Here is a 19,303-nt window from a genome sequence, read left to right as displayed (position 1 = left end):
GCATGCGAAACCGCACGCGCGCCGCTTTGCATCAGTTTTCTTCTTCGAGCCAGCAGGTGCCGTGCTGCGCGAGCATCGCGCTCGCGGCGGCGGGGCCCCAGGTGCCGGCCGCGTACGGCTTCGGCGGCTTCGCCGAGCGCGCCCATTCGTTCAGGATCGGCTCGACCCAGCGCCATGCGGCTTCCTGTTCGTCACGACGGACGAAGAGCGCGAGGCGGCCGTTGATCACGTCGAGCAGCAGGCGCTGATACGCCTCCATCTGGCCTTCCTTGAAGAACTGGTCGAACGCGAGGTCGAGGTGCACGCTCGCGAGATTCATCCCTTCGCCCGGCTGCTTCGCGAGGCAGTACAGACGAATCGACTCGTTCGGCTGCAGCCGGATCACGAGGCGGTTCGCGCCCGCGCGCAGCGCAGTGGGCCCGAGCGCCGAGTGCGGCACCGGACGGAAGTTGACGACGATCTCCGCGACGCGGTCGGCGAGCCGCTTGCCGGTGCGCAGGAAGAACGGCACGCCGGCCCAGCGCCAGTTCTCGATCTCGACCTTCAGCGCGACGAACGTCTCGGTCTGGCTGTCGGACTTCACGCCGGACTCGGTCGCGTAGGCGGGCACCTGCGCGCCCTTGATCACGCCCGCGTGGTACTGGCCGCGCACGGCGACCTTGCCGATGTCGCGCGGATCGACGGGCTTCAGCGCGCGCAACACGCGCAGCTTCTCGTCGCGGACCGAATCGGAATCCATCGAGTGCGGCGGCTCCATCGCGACGATCGACAGAAGCTGCAGCAAGTGGTTTTGCACCATGTCGCGCAGCGCGCCGGTATTGTCGTAGAAATCGCCGCGGGCTTCGACGCCGAGCTCCTCGGCGATCGTGATCTGGATGCTCTCGACCCATTCGCGGCGCCACAGCGGCTCGAAGAGCGCATTGCCGAAGCGCAGCGCGAGCAGGTTCTGCACCGGCTCCTTCCCGAGGTAGTGGTCGATCCGATAGATCTGATCTTCGGCGAAGATCTCGCCGACTGCGTCGTTGATCGCGTTCGACGAGCGCAGGTCGTAGCCAAGCGGCTTCTCGAGCACGATCCGCGCGCCTTCGTTGAGGCCCGCGGCGGCGAGCGCCTTGCAGATCGGCACGAAGAGCGACGGGCCCGTCGCCAGATAGAACACGCGGATGCCCGACAGCCGGCCGACCGCATCGCGCAGCAACGCGTAGTCCTCCGCGCGGCCGAGGTCGAGCTTCACGTACACGATGCGCTCGAGGAAGCCCTGCCAGACGGATTCGTCGAACGCGCCGCCCACCGCCTTCGCCGCGTGCGGCTTCACGTGCTCGTCGACCCATTGCAGGTAGCCGTCGCGGTCCGCCGCATGGCGGGCCACGGCGACGATCCTGCCGGCTTCCGACAGCATGTTCGCGCGGTGCGCCTCGAAGAGCGCGGGGAGAATCTTGCGCATCGACAGATCGCCGGTGCCGCCGAAGAGAACGAAGGTGAAGCTCGAATCGGTATGCATGTGTCTCCGCCGTTTGGGGATGCCCGCGACGCGGGCCGTAGTGCGATAAAAATATTTTTGACACTGAATTGTAGTTTAACTACAATCCGCCGCAAGGGGTAGCACCCGAACGAAGAAAAGAAGCGCACGGCATGAAGAGGCGCGATCTTCGGACGGGCCGTGCGGCGCGAGCGCCGCACGTGGAAATGTTATCGGACATTGATGAAGCGCATGTTCGCGCGCGTCGCTGCCCCGGGTTCGAGCCGCGCGGCGGCGGAACCGGATAGCCCAAAGAGGAGACAGTCGTTGAATCTCGAGTCACTCAGTTTCTAAGAGCCCGCGGCCGGCATCGGCCCGCACGCATCATGCGTCGTTCGCGGCTCGATTTCCCGTGTCGTTCCGTAGCAAAGCCGGCTTTCACGCATCCGCGCAGTCGAAAGCCTGACGAATCGATCCAAATCTGGAGGAGATAACTGATGAAAATTCGCGCGATCATGGGCGCGCTCGGCGCCGCAGGCCTGTTGTTCGGCGCCGCAGCGGCGCAAGCAGCCGAGAACGTCACGGTGCTGCACTGGTGGACGTCGGGCGGTGAATCGAAGGCGGTCGGCGCACTGAAGGACGACCTGCAGAAGCAGGGCTACGTCTGGAAGGACTACGCGGTCGCAGGCGGCGCGGGCGCTGCGGCGATGACCGCGCTGAAGACGAAGGTCATCAGCGGCGACGCGCCGTCGGCCGCGCAGATCAAGGGGCCGCTGATCCAGGAATGGGCGGACCAAGGCGTGCTCGTGAACATCGATTCCGCCGCGGGCGACTGGAAGCAGAACCTGCCGCCCGAGATCGACAAGATCATCAAATACAAGGGCAACACCGTCGCGGCGCCGTTCTCGGTGCACCGCGTCAACTGGCTCTACATCAACAAGGCCGCGCTCGACAAGATCGGCGCAAAGCCGCCCGCGACGTGGCCCGAATTCTTCCAGATCGCCGACAAGCTGAAGGCGGCGGGCATCCAGCCGGTCGCGATGGGCGGTCAGCCGTGGCAGGACCTGACGCTGTGGGAAGACGTCGTGCTGTCGCAAGGCGCCGACTTCTACAAGAAGGCGCTCGTCGATCTCGACCAGAAGACGCTCACGTCGGACAAGATGCTGGAAGTGTTCAACACGGTCCGCAAGATCCAGGGCTACTTCGACACCGGCCGCAACGGCCGCGACTGGAACCTTGCGACCGCGATGGTCATCAACGGCCGCGCCGGCATGCAGTTCATGGGCGACTGGGCGAAGGGCGAGTTCGAGGCGGCGGGCAAGAAGCCGGGCAAGGACTACATCTGCGCGGCGGTGCCGGGCACGGCGAATGCGTACACGTTCAACGTCGATTCGTTCGTGTTCTTCCAGCAGAAGGGCCAGAAGGCGGCGACGCCCGGCCAGATCGCGCTCGCGAAGACGATCATGACGCCCGCATTCCAGGAGCAGTTCAGCTTGCTGAAGGGCTCGATCCCAGTGCGTCTCGGCGTGAAGATGGACAAGTTCGACGATTGCGCGAAGAAGTCCTACGCTGATGAACAGACGGCGATCAAGTCGGGCGGCTACGTGCCGTCGCTCGCGCATGGGATGGCGCAGGGCGACGCGACGGCGGGCGCGATCACCGACGTCGTGACGAAGTTCATGAACTCGCAGCAGGACTCGAAGAGCGCGGTTGCCGCGCTCGCACGAGCCGCGAAGGTGAAGTAACGCACGGCGCGGGCGCCCGGTTTCACGCATCGTCGCGCCGGGTGCTTCGTGCTGCAACCGCAGCAAACGGGCCGCGTGCCGGCCCGCGCCGTACCCGCCGCCCGCGCCGGCTTCTTGCCGACGCGCAGGCGACCTCGTTCCAGGAGTCGAAACACGTGGCTGCCCCTCTTAGCGGAAACGGAACCAGCGCGGCTGCCGCGCACCGCACGTCGCCGCTGTCGGCGTTCGCCGACCGCTGGATTCCGAAACTGGTGCTCGCGCCCAGCATCGCGATCGCCTTGGTTTTCATCTATGGCTTCATCGCCGTCACCGGCTATCTGTCGCTGACGAATTCCCGGCTGTTGCCAAACTACGGCTTCGACGGCTTCGGCCGCTATTCGGATCTGTTCCAGAACGACGTCTGGTGGACGTCGGCCGCGAACCTCGGCTGGTTCGGCGTTCCGTTCATCGCGATCTGCGTCGTGCTCGGTCTCTTTCTCGCGATCCTGCTCGACCAGAAGATCCGCAACGAAGGCGCGCTGCGCGCGGTGTTCCTGTATCCGATGGCGCTGTCGTTCATCGTCACGGGCACCGCGTGGCAGTGGGTCCTGAACCCGGGCCTCGGCCTCGAGAAGGTGATGCACGACTGGGGCTGGACGAGTTTCTCGTTCGGCTGGCTCGACGATCCGGACAAGGCGATCTTCTGCGTCGTGATCGCGGCCGTCTGGCAGTCGACGGGCTTCGTGATGGCGCTCTTCCTCGCCGGCCTGCGCGGCGTCGACAGCGAGATCTTCAAGGCGGCGCAGGTCGACGGCGCGACGCTGCCCACGATCTACCGCAAGATCGTGATTCCGAGCATGCGCCCCGTGTTTTTCTCGGTGCTCCTGATCCTCTGCCACATCACGATCAAGACCTTCGACCTCGTCGTCGCGCTGACGGCGGGCGGGCCGGGCACGTCGTCGTCGCTGCCCGCGATGTTCATGTACACGTATTCGTTCAATCGGGGGCAACTCGGCGTCGGCGCGTCGTCGTCGGTGATGATGCTCGCGACGGTCGTCGCGGTGCTCGTGCCGCTGATGTATCTGGAATCGAGGAGCACCCGCAATGCAGCCTAAGATGACCATCAGCCGGGCAGTCATTTACGCGGCGCTGATCCTGTTCGCGTTGTACTTCCTGTTTCCGATCTACGTGATGCTGTCGACGTCGTTCAAGGACCTCGACCAGCTGCGCACCGGCAACCTGCTGACGCCGCCGTCGAACTGGACTTTCTCGCCGTGGGTGAAGGCGTGGAGCGAGGCGTGCACCGGCGTGCGCTGCGACGGGATGAAGCCGTTCTTCTTCAATTCGATCAAGATGGTGATTCCGGCCGTGCTGATCTCGTCGCTGATCGGCGCGTTCAACGGCTATGTGCTCACGCACTGGCGCTTCCGCGGCGCGGACGCGCTCTTCACGATGCTGCTCGTCGGCTGCTTCATCCCGTTCCAGGTGATCCTGCTGCCGATGGCGCGGCTGCAGGGCTTCTTCGGAATGGCCAACACGATTCCCGGCCTCGTGTTCGTGCACGTCGTGTACGGAATCGCGTTCACGACGATGTTCTTCCGCAACTTCTACGTGAGCGTGCCGGCCGAGCTCGTGAAGGCGGCGCGCATCGACGGCGCGGGCTTCTTCACGATCTTCACGAAGATCCTGCTGCCCGTGTCGCTGCCGATCTTCATGGTGTGCCTGATCTGGCAGTTCACGCAGATCTGGAACGACTTCCTGTTCGGGATCGTGTTCTCGGGCGTCGATTCGATGCCGATCACGGTCGCGCTGAACAACCTCGTCAACACGTCGACGGGCGTGAAGGAATACAACGTCGACATGGCGGGCGCGATCATCGCCGCGCTGCCGACGCTCCTCGTCTACGTGATCGCCGGCCGCTACTTCGTGCGCGGCCTGACGGCGGGCGCGGTCAAGGGGTGACGTCGGGACGCTCGACGCGAACATGCAGGCGCCGCGCGCGGCGCAACGATACGAGACACGACGCGGCGCACGCGCGCCGCACTGAGACAGAGGATTCACAGCATGGCAAGCCTTTCCATCCGTGACGTGTACAAGACCTACCCGAACGGGGTGCCCGTCCTCAAGGGCGTCGACATCGACATCGAGGACGGCCAGTTCCTGATTCTCGTCGGCGGTTCGGGCTGCGGGAAGTCGACGCTCCTCAACATGATCGCGGGCCTCGAGACCGTGACGAAGGGCGAGATCCGGATCGGCGACAAGGTCGTCAACGACCTGTCGCCGAAGGATCGCGACATCGCGATGGTGTTCCAGTCGTACGCGCTGTATCCGTCGATGACGGTGCGCGAGAACATCTCGTTCGGCCTCAACATCCGCAAGGTGGCGAAGAGCGAGCAGAAGCAGATCGTCGACCGCGTCGCCGCGATGCTGCAAATCGAGCACCTGCTCGACCGCAAGCCGGGCCAGCTGTCGGGCGGCCAGCGGCAGCGCGTCGCGATGGGCCGCGCGCTCGCGCGCGATCCGTCGCTGTTCCTGTTCGACGAGCCGCTGTCGAACCTCGACGCGAAGCTGCGCATCGAGATGCGCGCCGAGATCAAGCTGCTGCACCAGCGCCTCGGCACGACGATCGTCTACGTGACGCACGACCAGATCGAGGCGATGACGCTCGGTGACCGGATCGCCGTGATGAAGGACGGCGTGGTCCAGCAGTTCGGCGCGCCGCAGGAAATCTACGATTCGCCGTCGAACCTGTTCGTCGCGGGCTTCATCGGCGCGCCGCCGATGAACTTCATCAGCGGCAAGCTCGTCGAGCAGGGGAGCGGCGTCGGCATCGAGCTCGATACGGGCGCGATGCGTGGCGTGCTGAACCTGCCGTTCGACGTGAAGCGGATGAACGGCCACGTCGGCCGCGACGTGATCCTCGGGCTGCGGCCGGAGCGGATCACCGATGCGAGGAGCGCGCACAACGGCGAGACGTCGCGGCTGCAGCCGGTCGACGTGACGGTCGACGTGACCGAGCCGACCGGCCCGGACACGCACGTGTTCGCGCAGGTCAACGGCAAGCGGATCGTGAGCCGCGTGCACCCGGCCGCCGATCCGAAGCCGCAGCAGAAGCTGTCGCTGTTGTTCGACGTGTCGAAGGCGGTGCTGTTCGATCCGTCGACGGAAGCGCGGATCGCGTGATCCGGCGCGGGCGGCGCTCGGCGACGCGGCGCGGCTTGCGCGCAGCGTTCGTCGTGTGCCGTGCGTCGTGCGTCGTGCGTCGCTACGTCGATCGCAGGTGATTCGGGGGATCGCGGGGCGAAGTCAGGGAAGAGAAGGGCGGCCGTGCGTGCACGGGCCGCCCTTTTTGTTCCGTGCATCGTGCGCGGCTAGCGCCTGTTCGTGCTCCCGCCGAACGCGGTCGCGAGCGCGACGACGAACGTGCCGACCGAATCGAGCCAGTTCTTGCGCGCCTCGACGAAGCCCGAGATCGCGAACGGGAGGGGCGCGATCGCCTCCAGGGCCGCGATCGCGAGCGTGGGCCTGGGCGGCACGCGGCCTCCGGTCGCCGCTCTACGCCGGCTGCAGCAGCACGAGCACCGCGCCCGCGCCGCCGTCGTGGCCGCGCGCCTGGCAGAACGCGATCACCTCGTCCTTCTGCACGAGCCACGCGCGCACCTTGCCTTTCAGCACCGGCTCCTTGCCGGCTGAGCCGAGCCCCTTGCCATGGATCACGCGCAGGCAGCGCAGGCCTTTCTTGCCCGCTTCGCGGATGAATTCGGCGAGCGCATCGCGCGCCTCGTCGCGCCGCATTCCGTGCAGGTCGAGTTGCGCCTGGACGATCCACGCGCCGCTTCTCAGCTTGCGCACGACATCGCGGCTCACGCCGGGGCGGTGGTAGTAAAGCGTCTCGTCGGTGTCGAGCAGCGTCTCGGGATCGAATTCGTCGGACAAGGTCTCGGACAGCACCGCTTCCTCGTCTTGCTGCGTGTGCTTCGGCACGGGCGCGGGCGGCGGGCGGCCGCTCTCGGCGCGCGACGGCGCGGTGAGCGGCGTGATCTCGCCGATCTCGCGGCGGAACAGGTCGGCATCCGCGGCGTTCCGGCGGGCGGCCTGCTTCGCCTGCGCCGCTTCGCGCGTGCGGCGCTCGGATTCGCCCGCGAGCGTCCCACGCAGCGCGCCGAGCCCGGCCAGGCCCTGGCCGCGCAGCGCGGCGGGCGGCGGAGGCGGGCTCGCGGGCGCGGGAGTCGGTTCGACGGCCCGTGCGGCGGCTTGCCGCTTCGCGGGGTCGCTCGGATGAGGCTGGTTTTTCGCCATGATGAATCGGATGCGGATGGGCGGGCGCGCCGACGCTGCGGTTTCGCCCGACGGACATGAAAAAGCCGCTGCGCGATGCACAGCGGCTGCGGTGTTCCAGACCCGGCAGGCGGCGCGCGGCGATGCCATTGTAGCGCCGCGCGGCGCGCTTACTTGCGGTCGTGCAGGCTTTCGAGATAGCGCTGCGCGTCGAGCGCCGCCATGCAGCCCGTGCCCGCGCTCGTGATCGCCTGACGGTAGATGTGGTCCTGCACGTCGCCCGCCGCGAACACGCCCGGCACGCTCGTGCCCGTCGCGTTGCCCGACAGGCCGCTGTTCGTGATGATGTAGCCGTCCTTCATCTCGAGCTGGCCCTTGAAGATGTCGGTGTTCGGCTTGTGGCCGATCGCGATGAAGAGGCCCTGCACCGCGACGTCCTCGGTCGCGCCCGTCTTCGCGTGCTTGACGCGCACGCCCGTCACGCCGGAAGCGTCGCCCGTCACTTCGTCGAGCACGTGGTCCCATTTGATCTCGACGACGCCTTCCTTCTCCTTCTCGAGCAGACGGTCGACGAGGATCGGCTCCGCACGGAACTTGTCGCGGCGGTGGATCACCGTGACCTTCTTCGCGATGCCCGTCAGGTAGAGGGCTTCCTCGACGGCCGTATTGCCGCCGCCGACGACGGCGACGTTCTGGCCGCGGTAGAAGAAGCCGTCGCAGGTCGCGCAGGCCGATACGCCCTTGCCCATGAACGCTTCTTCCGACGACAGGCCGAGGTACTGCGCGGACGCGCCCGTCGCGATGACGAGCGCGTCGCACGTGTATTCGCCCGCGTCGCCGATGAGGCGGATCGGCTTTTCATGCAGCTTCGCGGTGTGGATGTGGTCGAACACGATTTCGGTGTTGAAGCGCTCCGCGTGCGCGAGGAAGCGCTGCATCAGCTCCGGGCCCTGCACGCCGTCCGGATCGGCCGGCCAGTTTTCGACGTCGGTCGTCGTCATCAGCTGGCCGCCTTGCGCGATGCCCGTGATCAGGAGGGGCGACAGGTTCGCGCGGGCCGCGTAGACGGCCGCCGTGTAGCCGGCGGGGCCGGAACCGAGAATCAGGACTTTCGCGTGTTTGGGCGTGGGCATGTGCAGGATCCGTAAAAATGCGGCCGGCCGGGCGGATGACGCTGCCGGGCGGCACGTTGCGAGCGGGATACCGTCGCAGATGGGTGCAAAGCTCGCATTATAAAGGCCTGCTTGCTGCGCCGCCGAATGGACTTTTTCAATCGGCGCGATAGCGTCGCGCCGCGACCGCCTGTGGTAGCGCGTGCACATTCCCGGCGGGAACCGGCCGGGCGTTACCGTCATTTACACTTGGCGCGGCGGCGCAGCGTTTACAATAGATCGGATCGAACGATCGGCGGCCCTGCCGCGCAGGCCGCCTCATCGCCCCTCTTGACGGATTCATGGCAAAAGCACCTTACACCGCTCAGGCCCAAGCGCTGCCGCATCGCATGTCGCGCCTACTGACCGAGATCCGCTGGATCCTCCAGGTCGCGCTGCTCGCGTTCCTGCTGATGGCGCTCCTGAGCTACAGCCGGCGCGACCCGAGCTGGACGCACGCCGCACAGGTCGACCACATCGCAAACTGGGCAGGGCGGGTCGGCGCGTGGACGGCCGACATCATGCTGCTGCTCTTCGGCCTCTCCACCTATTGGCTCATCGTGCTGCTCGGGCGGCGCGTCGCCGCGAGCTACCGCCGGATCACCCGGCACGACGCGCTGCCCGACGAGCCGGCGAAACCGGCGGGCTGGCTCGCCGAAGGCTTCGCGTTCGTCCTCGTGCTGCTCGCGAGCGACGGCATCGAGGCGCTCAGGATGTGGTCGCTGAAAGTGCAGCTGCCGCGCGCGCCGGGCGGCGTCGTCGGCGAGACGGTCGCGCGCGGCGTGTCGCACGCGTTCGGCTTCACGGGCGGCACGCTTGCGCTTCTGATCGTGCTCGCGATCGGGTTGTCGCTGTATTTCCGCTTTTCGTGGCTGTCGGTCGCCGAGCGCGTCGGCGACGCGATCATCAACGCGTTCACGCTCGCGAAGCTGCGCCGCGAGGCCGAGCGCGACCGCAAGCTCGGCGAGGCCGCGGCCGTCAAGCGCGAAGGCAAGGTCGAGGAGGAGCGCGTGCGGATCGAGGAGCACGAGCCCGTCACGATCGTGCCGCCCGTCGTCACGCCGGCGAAGTCCGAGCGCGCCGAGAAGGAGCGCCAGCAGCCGCTCTTCACCGATCTGCCGGGCGATTCGACGCTGCCCGCGATTTCGCTGCTCGATCCCGCGCCCGCGTCGCAGGAGTCGATCTCCGCCGATACGCTCGAGTTCACGTCGCGCCTCATCGAGAAGAAGCTGAAGGACTTCGGCGTCGAGGTGAGCGTCGTCGCCGCGTACCCGGGGCCCGTCGTCACCCGCTACGAGATCGAGCCCGCGACGGGCGTCAAGGGCAGCCAGATCGTCAATCTGTCGAAGGATCTCGCGCGCTCGCTGTCGCTCGTGTCGATCCGCGTCGTCGAGACGATCCCCGGCAAGAACTACATGGCGCTCGAACTGCCGAACCAGCGCCGCCAGACCGTGCGCCTGTCCGAGATCCTCGGCTCCGAGGTCTACGCGGACGCGCCGTCGATGCTCACGATCGGCCTCGGCAAGGACATCGGCGGCAAGCCCGTGTGCGCGGATCTCGCGAAGATGCCGCACCTGCTCGTCGCCGGCACGACGGGCTCGGGCAAGTCGGTCGGGATCAACGCGATGATCCTGTCGCTCCTCTACAAGGCGAGCGCCGAGCAGGTGCGCCTGATCCTGATCGATCCGAAGATGCTCGAAATGAGCGTCTACGAAGGGATTCCGCATCTGCTGTGTCCGGTCGTCACCGACATGCGCCAGGCGGGCCATGCGCTCAACTGGACGGTCGCCGAGATGGAGCGCCGCTACAAGCTGATGAGCAAGCTCGGCGTGCGCAACCTCGCCGGCTACAACAACAAAATCGAAGACGCGAAGAAGCGGGAAGAGAAGATCCCGAATCCGTTCAGCCTGACGCCGGACGATCCGGAGCCGCTCGGCCGCCTGCCGCACATCGTCGTCGTGATCGACGAGCTCGCGGACCTGATGATGGTCGTCGGCAAGAAGGTCGAAGAGCTGATCGCGCGGATCGCGCAGAAGGCGCGCGCGGCGGGCATCCATCTGATCCTCGCGACGCAGCGGCCGTCCGTCGACGTGATCACGGGCCTCATCAAGGCGAACGTGCCGACGCGGATCGCGTTCCAGGTGTCGTCGAAGATCGACTCGCGCACGATTCTCGACCAGATGGGCGCCGAATCGCTGCTCGGCCAGGGCGACATGCTGTACCTGCCGCCCGGCAGCGGGCTGCCCGTGCGCGTGCACGGCGCGTTCGTGTCGGACGACGAGGTGCACCGCGTCGTCGAGAAGCTGAAGGAGCACGGCGAGCCGAACTACGTCGAGGGCCTCCTCGAAGGCGGCACGGCCGACGGCGACGAAGGCTCGGGCGCGGGAACGGGCGACGCGAACGGCGAGTCTGATCCGCTGTACGACCAGGCGGTCGAGATCGTCGTCAAGAACCGGCGCGCGTCGATCTCGCTCGTGCAGCGCCATTTGCGGATCGGCTACAACCGCGCGGCGCGGCTGCTCGAGCAGATGGAGCAGTCCGGGCTCGTGTCGGCGATGTCGTCGAGCGGGAATCGTGAAATCCTCGTGCCCGCGCGCGACGCCGAATGAATTCGCGCCGGCGCCGTTGGTCTACGACGCGCCGGCCGTCCACGGAGAAAACCTCACATGCAGCATCAGTCGTTGGCAGTTCACACCGGTTCGGGTCTTGCACCGAAGCGCACGTTCGCGCGCACGTTGTGCGCCGCGCTCGCCGGCGCGGCGCTCGCGCTCGTCGCGTCGCACGCGTTCGCGAGCGGCACCGAGCAGTTGAAGGCGTTCGTGTCGAAGGTTCATGCGGCGAAGGGCGACTTCACGCAGCAGATCGTCAAGGCGCCGTCGAAGGCGGCGAGCGGCGCGGTGCCGACCGTCAAGCCGACCGACAACTCGAGCGGCAGCTTCGTGTTCTCGCGGCCCGGCAAATTCATCTGGACGTATCAGAAGCCGTACCAGCAGGTATTGCAGGCGGATGGCGACAAGCTCTACGTGTACGACAAGGACCTGAACCAGGTCACCGAGCGCAAGCTCGCGGGCGCGCTCGGCGCGAGCCCGGCCGCGATTCTGTTCGGCAGCAACGATCTGGAGAAGAACTACACGCTGCGCGACGCCGGCGAGAAGGGCGGGATCGATTGGCTCGAGATGGTGCCGAAGGCGCAGGACACGCAGTTCCAGCGGATCGGCATCGGCTTCAGGAACGGCGTGCTTGCCGCGATGGAACTACACGACGTGTTCGGCAACGTGACGCTCCTCACGTTCACCCATATCCAGACGAATCCGCCGCTCAAGGCCGACCAGTTCAAGTTCGTTGTGCCGAAGGGCGCGGACGTCGTGACCGGCTGAGCGCGGCCGGCCTCGCGCGTCATCGACCGACGACCGACGACCGGGCCCGCCAGCGATGGCGGGCCCGGTTCGCTTTGGGGCCGCCGCCGGGGGGGCGTGGCGTCGGGCCGCGCGGCTGTCATAATGTCCGGTCCGGCGGCGAATGCGTGCCGTCATCGTTTTTCGTGGGAGCCAAGGTCCATGTCCGACCTGTTTGCAGTCGAACCGCGCCGGCCGCTCGCCGAGGCGCTGCGCCCGAAGACGCTCGCCGACGTGATCGGCCAGACGCATCTTCTCGGCGAAGGCAAGCCGCTTCGGCTCGCGTTCGAATCGGGCAAGCCGCATTCGATGATCCTCTGGGGGCCGCCCGGCGTCGGCAAGACGACGCTCGCGCGCCTGACCGCGCTCGCGTTCGATTGCGAGTTCATCGCGCTGTCCGCGGTGCTGGGCGGCGTGAAGGACATCCGCGAGTCGATGGATCAGGCGCGCGACACGCTGAACCGCACCGGCCGCCACACGATCCTGTTCGTCGACGAAATCCACCGCTTCAACAAGGCGCAGCAGGACGCGCTGTTGCCGTTCGTCGAATCGGGGCTCGTCACGTTCATCGGCGCGACGACCGAGAATCCGAGCTTCGAGGTGAACTCGGCGCTCCTGTCGCGCGCGCAGGTGTACGTGCTGAAGTCGCTGACGGAAGACGAGCTGCGCCGGCTGCTCGCGCGCGCGCAGGACACGGCGCTCGCCGGGCTGGCCTTCGAAGACAAGGCGGTCGACGCGCTCGTCGGCTACGCGGACGGCGATGCGCGGCGCTTCCTGAACCTGCTCGAGCAGGCGCAGACGGCGGCGACGTCCGCGGGCGTGACGACGATCGACGCGGCGTTCGTCGAGAGCGCGATGACGATGAACGCGCGCCGTTTCGACAAGGGCGGCGACAACTTCTACGATCAGATCTCCGCGCTGCACAAGTCGGTGCGCGGCTCGAATCCGGACGGCGCGCTGTACTGGTTCTGCCGGATGCTCGACGGCGGCGCCGATCCGAAGTACCTCGCGCGGCGCGTCGTGCGGATGGCGTGGGAAGACATCGGCCTCGCCGACCCGCGCGCGATGCAGATCGCGAACGACGCGGCCGAGACGTACGAGCGGCTCGGTTCGCCGGAGGGCGAGCTCGCGCTCGCGCAGGCGGTGCTCTACTTGGCGTGCGCGGCGAAGAGCAACGCCGGCTACAACGCGTACAACGAGGCGATGGCGTTCGTGCGGCAGGACAAGTCGCGCGAGGTGCCGGTGCACCTGCGCAACGCGCCGACGAAGCTGATGAAGGAGCTTGGCTACGGCCACGCGTACCGCTACGCGCACGACGAGCCGAACGCGTACGCGGCGGGCGAGACTTATCTGCCGGACGGGATGCGCGAGCCGCGCTGGTACAAGCCGGCGCCGCGCGGGCTCGAGACGAAGATCGCCGACAAGCTCGCCTGGCTGCGCGAGCTCGACAAGGACGCCGGCAAGAAGGACTAGGGCGTCGGCCGGCGGGCGTCAGCGCTTGCGGCCCGGCTGCTTCTTCCAGTATTCGAACGGCGGTTCGTGACATTCGATGTCGAGCTCGGCGACGCGCGCTTGCAGGCGCTCCTGCGCATCGGCGATCGCGAGGTTGTAGATCGCGGGCGCGATCTCCTCGACGAAGAAATGAAGCAGCGCGCCGGCCTGGATGTTGCCGATCGGCTCGTCCATGTTCTCGGCGAAATAGCGTTGCAGCGATGCGACTGCTCGGTCGCGCACGTCCTTGTCCAGTTCAATGGCCATCGATTCTCCGGTGTCGACCAGAGTTGGCGCTTTAGCGCTTACTCTGGTCCCATGCATCGCGGTCGACCAGAGTTGGCGCTTTAGCGCTTACTCTGGTCCCATGCAACGCGGTCGACCAGAGTTGGCGCTCTGGCGCTGACTCTGGTCCCATGCAAAACGGTTTCCCGGCATGCGATGCGCAAGCCGGCAGCGCGATATTGCCACGGGCGGCGTCGTGTTTGCGCCGCCGCCCGTCGAGCGTGCGCCGTGGCGGGCGCGCGGTGCGTTAGAATTCGCGTCTTACACAACGATTTTCCTGTCCTCCCATGCTCGACATCCAGTTGCTGCGCAAAGACCTCGACGGCGTTGCGAAACGCCTCGCCGATCGCGGCTACACCCTCGACGTCGCTGCGTTCTCCTCGCTCGAAGCGGAACGCCGTGAGATCCAGACCCGCACCGAAGAACTGCAGGCGCGTCGCAACAGCCTCTCGAAGCAGATCGGCGCGATGAAGGGGCGCGGCGAGGACACGTCGGCGGTGATGGCCGAAGTGGGGGGGATCGGCGACGAGATGAAGGCGTCGGCGGTGAAGCTCGACGAGATCCAGGCGCGCCTGTCCGACCTGATGCTGCAGATGCCGAACCTGCCGCACGAGAGCGTGCCTGTCGGCAAGGACGAGACGGAGAACGTCGAGGTGCGCCGCTGGGGCACGCCGCGACAGTTCGATTTCGACGTGAAGGATCATGTCGATGTCGGCACGCCGCTCGGCCTCGATTTCGAAACGGGCGCGAAGCTGTCGGGCGCGCGCTTCACCGTGCTGCGCGGACCCGTCGCGCGCCTGCATCGCGCGCTCGCGCAGTTCATGCTCGACACGCACACGCAGCAGCACGGCTACAGCGAGACGTACACGCCGTACATCGTCAATCCGGACGTGCTGTACGGCACGGGCCAGTTGCCGAAGTTCGCGGACGACATGTTCCGAGTCGAGAAGGGCGGGGCGGAGAACACCGTCACGCAGTACCTGATCTCGACGTCCGAAATCTCGCTGACGAACACCGTGCGCGACACGATCGTCGACGCGGCCGCGCTGCCGATCAAGCTGACCGCGCATTCGCCGTGCTTCCGGTCGGAGGCGGGCTCGTACGGCCGCGACACGCGCGGAATGATCCGCCAGCACCAGTTCGACAAGGTCGAGATGGTGCAGATCGTCGCGCCGGAGGCGTCGTATGCGGCGCTCGACGAGATGGTCGGCCATGCGGAGACGATCCTGCAGAAGCTCGAGCTGCCGTACCGCGTGATCACGCTGTGCACGGGCGACATGAGCTTCGCCGCGACGAAGACGTTCGACCTCGAAGTGTGGCTGCCCGCGCAGAACACGTATCGCGAGATCTCGAGCTGCTCGAACACGGAATCGTTCCAGGCGCGCCGGATGCAGGCGCGGTTCCGCAACGCGCAGGGCAAGCCGGAACTCGTGCACACGCTGAACGGCTCGGGCCTCGCGGTCGGCCGCACGCTCGTGGCGGTACTGGAGAACTACCAGAACGCCGACGGCTCGGTGACGGTGCCTGTCGCGCTGCGGCCGTACATGAGCGGTATCGAGCGGATCGACGCGCCGTCGAGCGCGGCCTGAGTGGGCGTCCGGGTGGCCTCGAAAAATATTTGAAGAAAAACTTGGAAGTCTGCGAAGAGTTGTTCTATAATCTTCGCTTCGCCGAGATGACCTGACGGTGAACCAAAAAAGGAAAGGTGGCAGAGAGGTCGAATGCGCCGGACTCGAAATCCGGTATACGGTTATACCGTATCGTGGGTTCGAATCCCACCCTTTCCGCCAGGAAAGAGAACATCTCGAAATTGTTCGTAAGGAAACGCCGGATTCTGTGAAAGAGTCCGGCGTTTTTTTGCGCCATACGAGAATCGGTTACGCCAGAGTTTCCACACAAGAACAGGAAGCGCGTGCGCAGATCGACGCATTGCCGAAGTCCGGCGTCGACGCAATCCACGAAGAAAAACGGCAGTGGCAAACTTGCACCGATCAGTCCCAGACAAACTCCTCAGAAACCTTAAACGCGGCGATACGCTGGTCGTCTCCGCGTCGCTCAATCACTCGAGCACCTGCTCAGCAGCATCGATCGGCTGCAGGAGCGCGGGGCTGGTTTCGAAAGCCTTACAGAGCGTGTCGGCACAGAACTTCTCCCGCTGGCCGCCTGATGCTCCAAATGCTTGGGGCATTCGCTGGATTCGAACGAGAAATGATCCGCGAGCGGACGAAGAGCGGCGTGCAGACCGTCAAGAGGCGCGGTATCTGCCTAGGCCGGCCGCGAAGCCTCGAACGCGAGGGCGAGCGCCGCGTTGCGCGTCAATGACGCGCCGGGCGCTACACGCCACCGAGCTCGCCCATGAATACGGTGTTCATCTATCGGGCATCAAGCGCGCGGTTCGCCGCGCCGAACAACACGCGTAGCCGCCACTCATTCAGTAAAAGGCGGCTTTGCAGAGGGGGAGGGACGCATACGACACTGCCTACGCTCCTCCTCCCCGGAGATACCCGCTACTCGGTCCGGCGGGCTGCGCTGAGCCGCGCCAACAGTTGCAACTCCGTGTCCGAGTCGTCGCTCTATGTCACTACGGCAAGAGCCGGACACTCCTAACGCTGACGCTGATTTCAATCCACCTGTCAGTAGCACGAGTGGGGGCAAAGAAGTTCGATGCAGTGCGATGAAACAACTCCGAAGAGCATGCTACGCATGTGCGAAATTCGCTTACTCGGGTACGACGCAATAAAGCAACATCAGAAACGACACCGGTCCACTGATTCAAATGGAACGATATGGCATCACGCCTTTTCGGCAGCGGCAGAATGGGGGTAGCGATTGCTTGCAGGCCGGATGGGAATGCCGTGATCGGTGACCACGCCGTTGTCCCTGACATTGATGTCGCTGTCGAAAAGGACATAGAAGTTCTGCTCGCCGTCCTGTCGTTTCACCGCCAGCACGAAGCCGCGCTTGTCCGTGCGATCGAAAGAGGTGGACTTGTTGATGGCCAGCGAGACGTAGCTGTTGTCGGAAGCCCCCCACGAGTTGACCGCGACTTGCAGGCTTTCGGACGAGCTGTTGAGTACGTTAATCATGATTTGCCCTCTTTGTATTGAGGTGATTGATTTGATGGGAAACAATATTTAATTTCACGGCTGCTATCCCTGTGGTCATTGGGTCGGAGGGATGGCATTAATAATATGCCGATTAATTGATTTTTAAACTACTATTTGTGGTGGCCGATTGTTCGTATTTGTTGCGTGGTTTATATAAAAAATTCAGGTTAGAGCAGTGTGTGTCAAGAAAGTGATTTAATCTAATTTAAAAAATATGGTTATGAAACGGCGTTTGGGTGCGTTCCGTATCTTAAAAATAAGCGAATGTCTATTAACTTCTGTGCGCATGAAATCGATCTATCGGTATAACAACAAATAGCCTGTCAAAAATAAAGGTATGGCCCAAACTGGCGTTTGGGGGAGGGTGAGGCGAGCCAACCCGAGAGAACCAGCCATGCCAACCATCTGCACGTTCACCCTAAACGGGGCGTCACTATCTACCCTGCAATGTCCCGGCATTGGCGCCTTCGCCGCATTCTCTGGCATGCCGCAGGATCAAAATAGGCATGACGCGGTGTCTCACGTCGACGCCCGGCCGGTACTACGTCATTGACCGACAGTCGGGCGCAGCATGGGATGGTTCTACGATTTCGCGCGCGAATACGGCTATGGAACTAACCGCAGCCAATGGTTCGCGCTTTACCGTGACGACGGCAAGGTCGATGATGAAACGATCATCAACGCCGTACGTCGCAGCGCGTTTCGCTTGCATCCGATCGGCCCGCACGGACGTAGCGACGGCAGCATTACACTGGCGAGCATCGACAGGATTACCATGCGCCTGCCCTCACTCGAGTGTCCTTTCATCCAAGAGGGCAGAAACGACAGGCCCGAATCAATCCAGGTAGCCTTGTCCTGAGTCGGTCCACCGATGAGCAACGCGTCGCCATCCTTCACGCTGAACGGCGATTCGAATTTGCGCGTGTTCTTCGTCGGTGAATTGTTGACGCCGGTCGTCGCGTCGTGCGCACGAAATCGCTTGTCTCCTCAGTGACAGTCAAGTCGATCACGCTCGCCTTAACGGTCGGCTGAACTTGAAAGATCGCGCCTTCATCCCGATACTGCACACTCTGTACCGGTGCGTGCCGTCGCACTGGGATACGACACGGACCCCACGACCGGCACCGATTGCCCGACGTTCAAACGTGCTACCTGCCCCGGTCGCACGCGCAGATTCGGCGACGCCACAACCTTGAATCGCGAATCGCTATTCAATGCCGCAATCGCGGCCTCGAATCCACCTGCATGCAGCCGTATCACGTTCGAATCATCGCCAATGCTGTTCGCACCGACGAGGCCCAAGGCCCCGACGCGTTCGCCCAAGAGACTCGGCGCGAACTGGAGCGCGGAGTTGTTATCCGCCTGCTCGGTAACCTCGTACACTCGCGGCTTCCCGTCGTCGTAACCTCGCTCCTCGTCTCGGGCCTGTTCGCGCGGGCCGTGAGCCACCTCGTCGCGCGTCGACGCAGCGGCCAAGCTTTGCGCTGCGCGAGCGCTGCGAGATTTCGATGCAACCAACGGACGATGCAGGGGCGCCTTTCGATCTCCCTATCATTTTTGGTAGTTGCACCGCCAATTCAATTGCGAGCCCAATGAAAAGCGAGGGTGATGCGTCGGCGATGCGGCTGCCCGGCGTTTGTTACCCTTGCCAGAGATTCTAAATGTACGTGTACTCGGTAAAAGGAGAATCACATGAACATCAATGGAACTTATAAATCCCAGGACGGCGCTTTCACGTTGACGATCGCCAGCGCAAACGAAGGGAACGGGACATTCGGCGGAAGCTACGTTTCGAAATACACGCCGCAGGGGCAGCAGACCTTCAGCGTGCTCGCCGGAATCTGGAACTACGTAGGCAACGTGACCACGCCCAACAGCATCGCGTTCATCGCGAATATCCGGCCTGCCAACTGGCCCTATTGCATCCAGGATACATGGAGCGGCGTCATGACTCAGCAAGGGCAGATTTTGCTGAACGGCGTTCGCTCATATCTGAACGCAGACGGTACGTACGTGCTGTCTTCGTTGGGAACGATGCCCTTTAGCGCCCAATAGGACAAGAGCCGGACGCAACGCGAGGTGGAACTCGGCCCGAGCGTCGCAACCGATGGTTCCCGGCGGAAACTGGCTCGCCGCAAGTCGACTGCGCGCGCGGCCTCCCGGCGTTGCAAGTGGAAAGCCCGCGACATTGCGGGCTTTTTCATGTGCGCCCAGCATGGGCGCACTTATATGGACGCCTCCCGGTTTGCCAGGTGATATTCATGTTCGGCGGACAGGATCAGGCTGCAGACTTATATCCGGCCTACGGTGCGGATGTCGGTCCGCTGACCCTGATGGAATTTGCTGGGGAAGGCCTCAACTCCGGGAAGTCCTCGAAGGACCTACGCCCATTCAGGCTTGCTTGCCCACGGTC

16 protein-coding genes, 1 tRNA gene and 1 pseudogene are annotated in these 19,303 nt (G+C 64.7%); 12 read left to right on the top strand and 6 right to left on the bottom strand.

What is annotated here, in order from left to right; all coding sequences use genetic code 11:
- Positions 1 to 31: 31 nt before the first annotated feature.
- Entirely contained in the window at positions 32 to 1,501 is a 1,470-nt protein-coding gene (zwf, locus tag WS70_RS14260; protein WP_059471205.1) for a glucose-6-phosphate dehydrogenase, read from the bottom strand.
- A gap of 455 nt (positions 1,502 to 1,956) precedes the next feature.
- Between zwf and WS70_RS14255 the strand changes: the two genes are divergently transcribed.
- The 4 genes from WS70_RS14255 to WS70_RS14240 all read left to right on the top strand — a co-directional run bounded on the left by WS70_RS14255 (position 1,957) and on the right by WS70_RS14240 (position 6,366).
- A complete protein-coding gene (locus WS70_RS14255) occupies positions 1,957 to 3,204 on the top strand; it encodes an ABC transporter substrate-binding protein (RefSeq protein WP_059471204.1) in 1,248 nt (415 codons plus the stop codon).
- Between the two features lie 155 nt (positions 3,205 to 3,359).
- On the top strand, positions 3,360 to 4,298 hold the full coding sequence (locus WS70_RS14250; protein WP_059597483.1) for a carbohydrate ABC transporter permease: 939 nt from the start codon (positions 3,360 to 3,362) through the stop codon (positions 4,296 to 4,298).
- Complete coding sequence (locus WS70_RS14245) at positions 4,288 to 5,145, top strand: carbohydrate ABC transporter permease (RefSeq protein ID WP_059471202.1); 858 nt, start codon at positions 4,288 to 4,290, stop codon at positions 5,143 to 5,145. The genes WS70_RS14250 and WS70_RS14245 overlap by 11 nt, the downstream gene beginning before the upstream one ends.
- A gap of 102 nt (positions 5,146 to 5,247) precedes the next feature.
- Positions 5,248 to 6,366, top strand: a complete 1,119-nt coding sequence (locus WS70_RS14240) for an ABC transporter ATP-binding protein (protein ID WP_059597481.1) — start codon at positions 5,248 to 5,250, stop codon at positions 6,364 to 6,366.
- Positions 6,367 to 6,560: 194 nt separating this feature from the next.
- On the opposite strand, the pseudogene WS70_RS14235 reads toward WS70_RS14240, so the two are convergent.
- The 3 genes and pseudogenes from WS70_RS14235 to trxB all read right to left on the bottom strand — a co-directional run.
- A pseudogene (locus WS70_RS14235) lies at positions 6,561 to 6,719 on the bottom strand (TRIC cation channel family protein); the annotation flags it as partial.
- Between the two features lie 19 nt (positions 6,720 to 6,738).
- A complete protein-coding gene (locus WS70_RS14230) occupies positions 6,739 to 7,482 on the bottom strand; it encodes a Smr/MutS family protein (protein ID WP_059597479.1) in 744 nt (247 codons plus the stop codon).
- Between the two features lie 149 nt (positions 7,483 to 7,631).
- A complete protein-coding gene (gene trxB, locus WS70_RS14225) occupies positions 7,632 to 8,594 on the bottom strand; it encodes a thioredoxin-disulfide reductase (RefSeq protein ID WP_059597477.1) in 963 nt (320 codons plus the stop codon).
- Positions 8,595 to 8,914: 320 nt separating this feature from the next.
- Between trxB and WS70_RS14220 the strand changes: the two genes are divergently transcribed.
- From WS70_RS14220 to WS70_RS14210, 3 genes are all read left to right on the top strand, one after another.
- Complete coding sequence (locus tag WS70_RS14220) at positions 8,915 to 11,221, top strand: DNA translocase FtsK (protein ID WP_059597475.1); 2,307 nt, start codon at positions 8,915 to 8,917, stop codon at positions 11,219 to 11,221.
- A gap of 57 nt (positions 11,222 to 11,278) precedes the next feature.
- Complete coding sequence (gene lolA, locus WS70_RS14215) at positions 11,279 to 11,989, top strand: outer membrane lipoprotein chaperone LolA (protein ID WP_059471197.1); 711 nt, start codon at positions 11,279 to 11,281, stop codon at positions 11,987 to 11,989.
- A 180-nt stretch (positions 11,990 to 12,169) separates the two neighbouring features.
- Entirely contained in the window at positions 12,170 to 13,480 is a 1,311-nt protein-coding gene (locus tag WS70_RS14210; protein WP_059471196.1) for a replication-associated recombination protein A, read from the top strand.
- An 18-nt stretch (positions 13,481 to 13,498) separates the two neighbouring features.
- Here WS70_RS14210 and WS70_RS14205 read toward each other — a convergent pair whose 3' ends face one another.
- Positions 13,499 to 13,765, bottom strand: a complete 267-nt coding sequence (locus WS70_RS14205; RefSeq protein WP_059471195.1) for a DUF2164 domain-containing protein — start codon at positions 13,763 to 13,765, stop codon at positions 13,499 to 13,501.
- A 305-nt stretch (positions 13,766 to 14,070) separates the two neighbouring features.
- On the opposite strand from WS70_RS14205, the gene serS reads away from it, so the two are divergent.
- The 3 genes from serS to WS70_RS33835 all read left to right on the top strand — a co-directional run bounded on the left by serS (position 14,071) and on the right by WS70_RS33835 (position 16,105).
- On the top strand, positions 14,071 to 15,372 hold the full coding sequence (serS, locus tag WS70_RS14195) for a serine--tRNA ligase (protein WP_059597473.1): 1,302 nt from the start codon (positions 14,071 to 14,073) through the stop codon (positions 15,370 to 15,372).
- A 110-nt stretch (positions 15,373 to 15,482) separates the two neighbouring features.
- A tRNA-Ser gene (locus WS70_RS14190) sits at positions 15,483 to 15,573 on the top strand.
- Positions 15,574 to 15,949: 376 nt separating this feature from the next.
- Positions 15,950 to 16,105 carry a recombinase family protein gene (locus tag WS70_RS33835; RefSeq protein ID WP_418230157.1) on the top strand — a complete coding sequence of 52 codons (156 nt, stop codon included), beginning with the start codon at positions 15,950 to 15,952 and terminating at the stop codon, positions 16,103 to 16,105.
- A 470-nt stretch (positions 16,106 to 16,575) separates the two neighbouring features.
- Here the strand turns inward: WS70_RS33835 and WS70_RS14180 are convergent, their stop codons facing one another.
- Positions 16,576 to 16,869: a hypothetical protein gene (locus WS70_RS14180; protein ID WP_059471193.1), complete on the bottom strand. Its 294-nt coding sequence runs from the start codon at positions 16,867 to 16,869 to the stop codon at positions 16,576 to 16,578.
- A 592-nt stretch (positions 16,870 to 17,461) separates the two neighbouring features.
- Between WS70_RS14180 and WS70_RS14175 the strand changes: the two genes are divergently transcribed.
- Both WS70_RS14175 and WS70_RS14165 read left to right on the top strand, forming a co-directional pair.
- Positions 17,462 to 17,749: a tlde1 domain-containing protein gene (locus WS70_RS14175; protein WP_082716174.1), complete on the top strand. Its 288-nt coding sequence runs from the start codon at positions 17,462 to 17,464 to the stop codon at positions 17,747 to 17,749.
- Positions 17,750 to 18,582: 833 nt separating this feature from the next.
- A complete protein-coding gene (locus WS70_RS14165; RefSeq protein ID WP_059471192.1) occupies positions 18,583 to 18,945 on the top strand; it encodes a hypothetical protein in 363 nt (120 codons plus the stop codon).
- The last annotated feature ends 358 nt before the right edge of the window (positions 18,946 to 19,303 follow it).

Origin of the sequence: Burkholderia mayonis (assembly GCF_001523745.2) — a bacterium.
GTDB lineage: Bacteria > Pseudomonadota > Gammaproteobacteria > Burkholderiales > Burkholderiaceae > Burkholderia > Burkholderia mayonis.
Note: the sequence above shows the minus strand (reverse complement) of the source record. Positions and strands in the feature narration are given on the sequence as shown.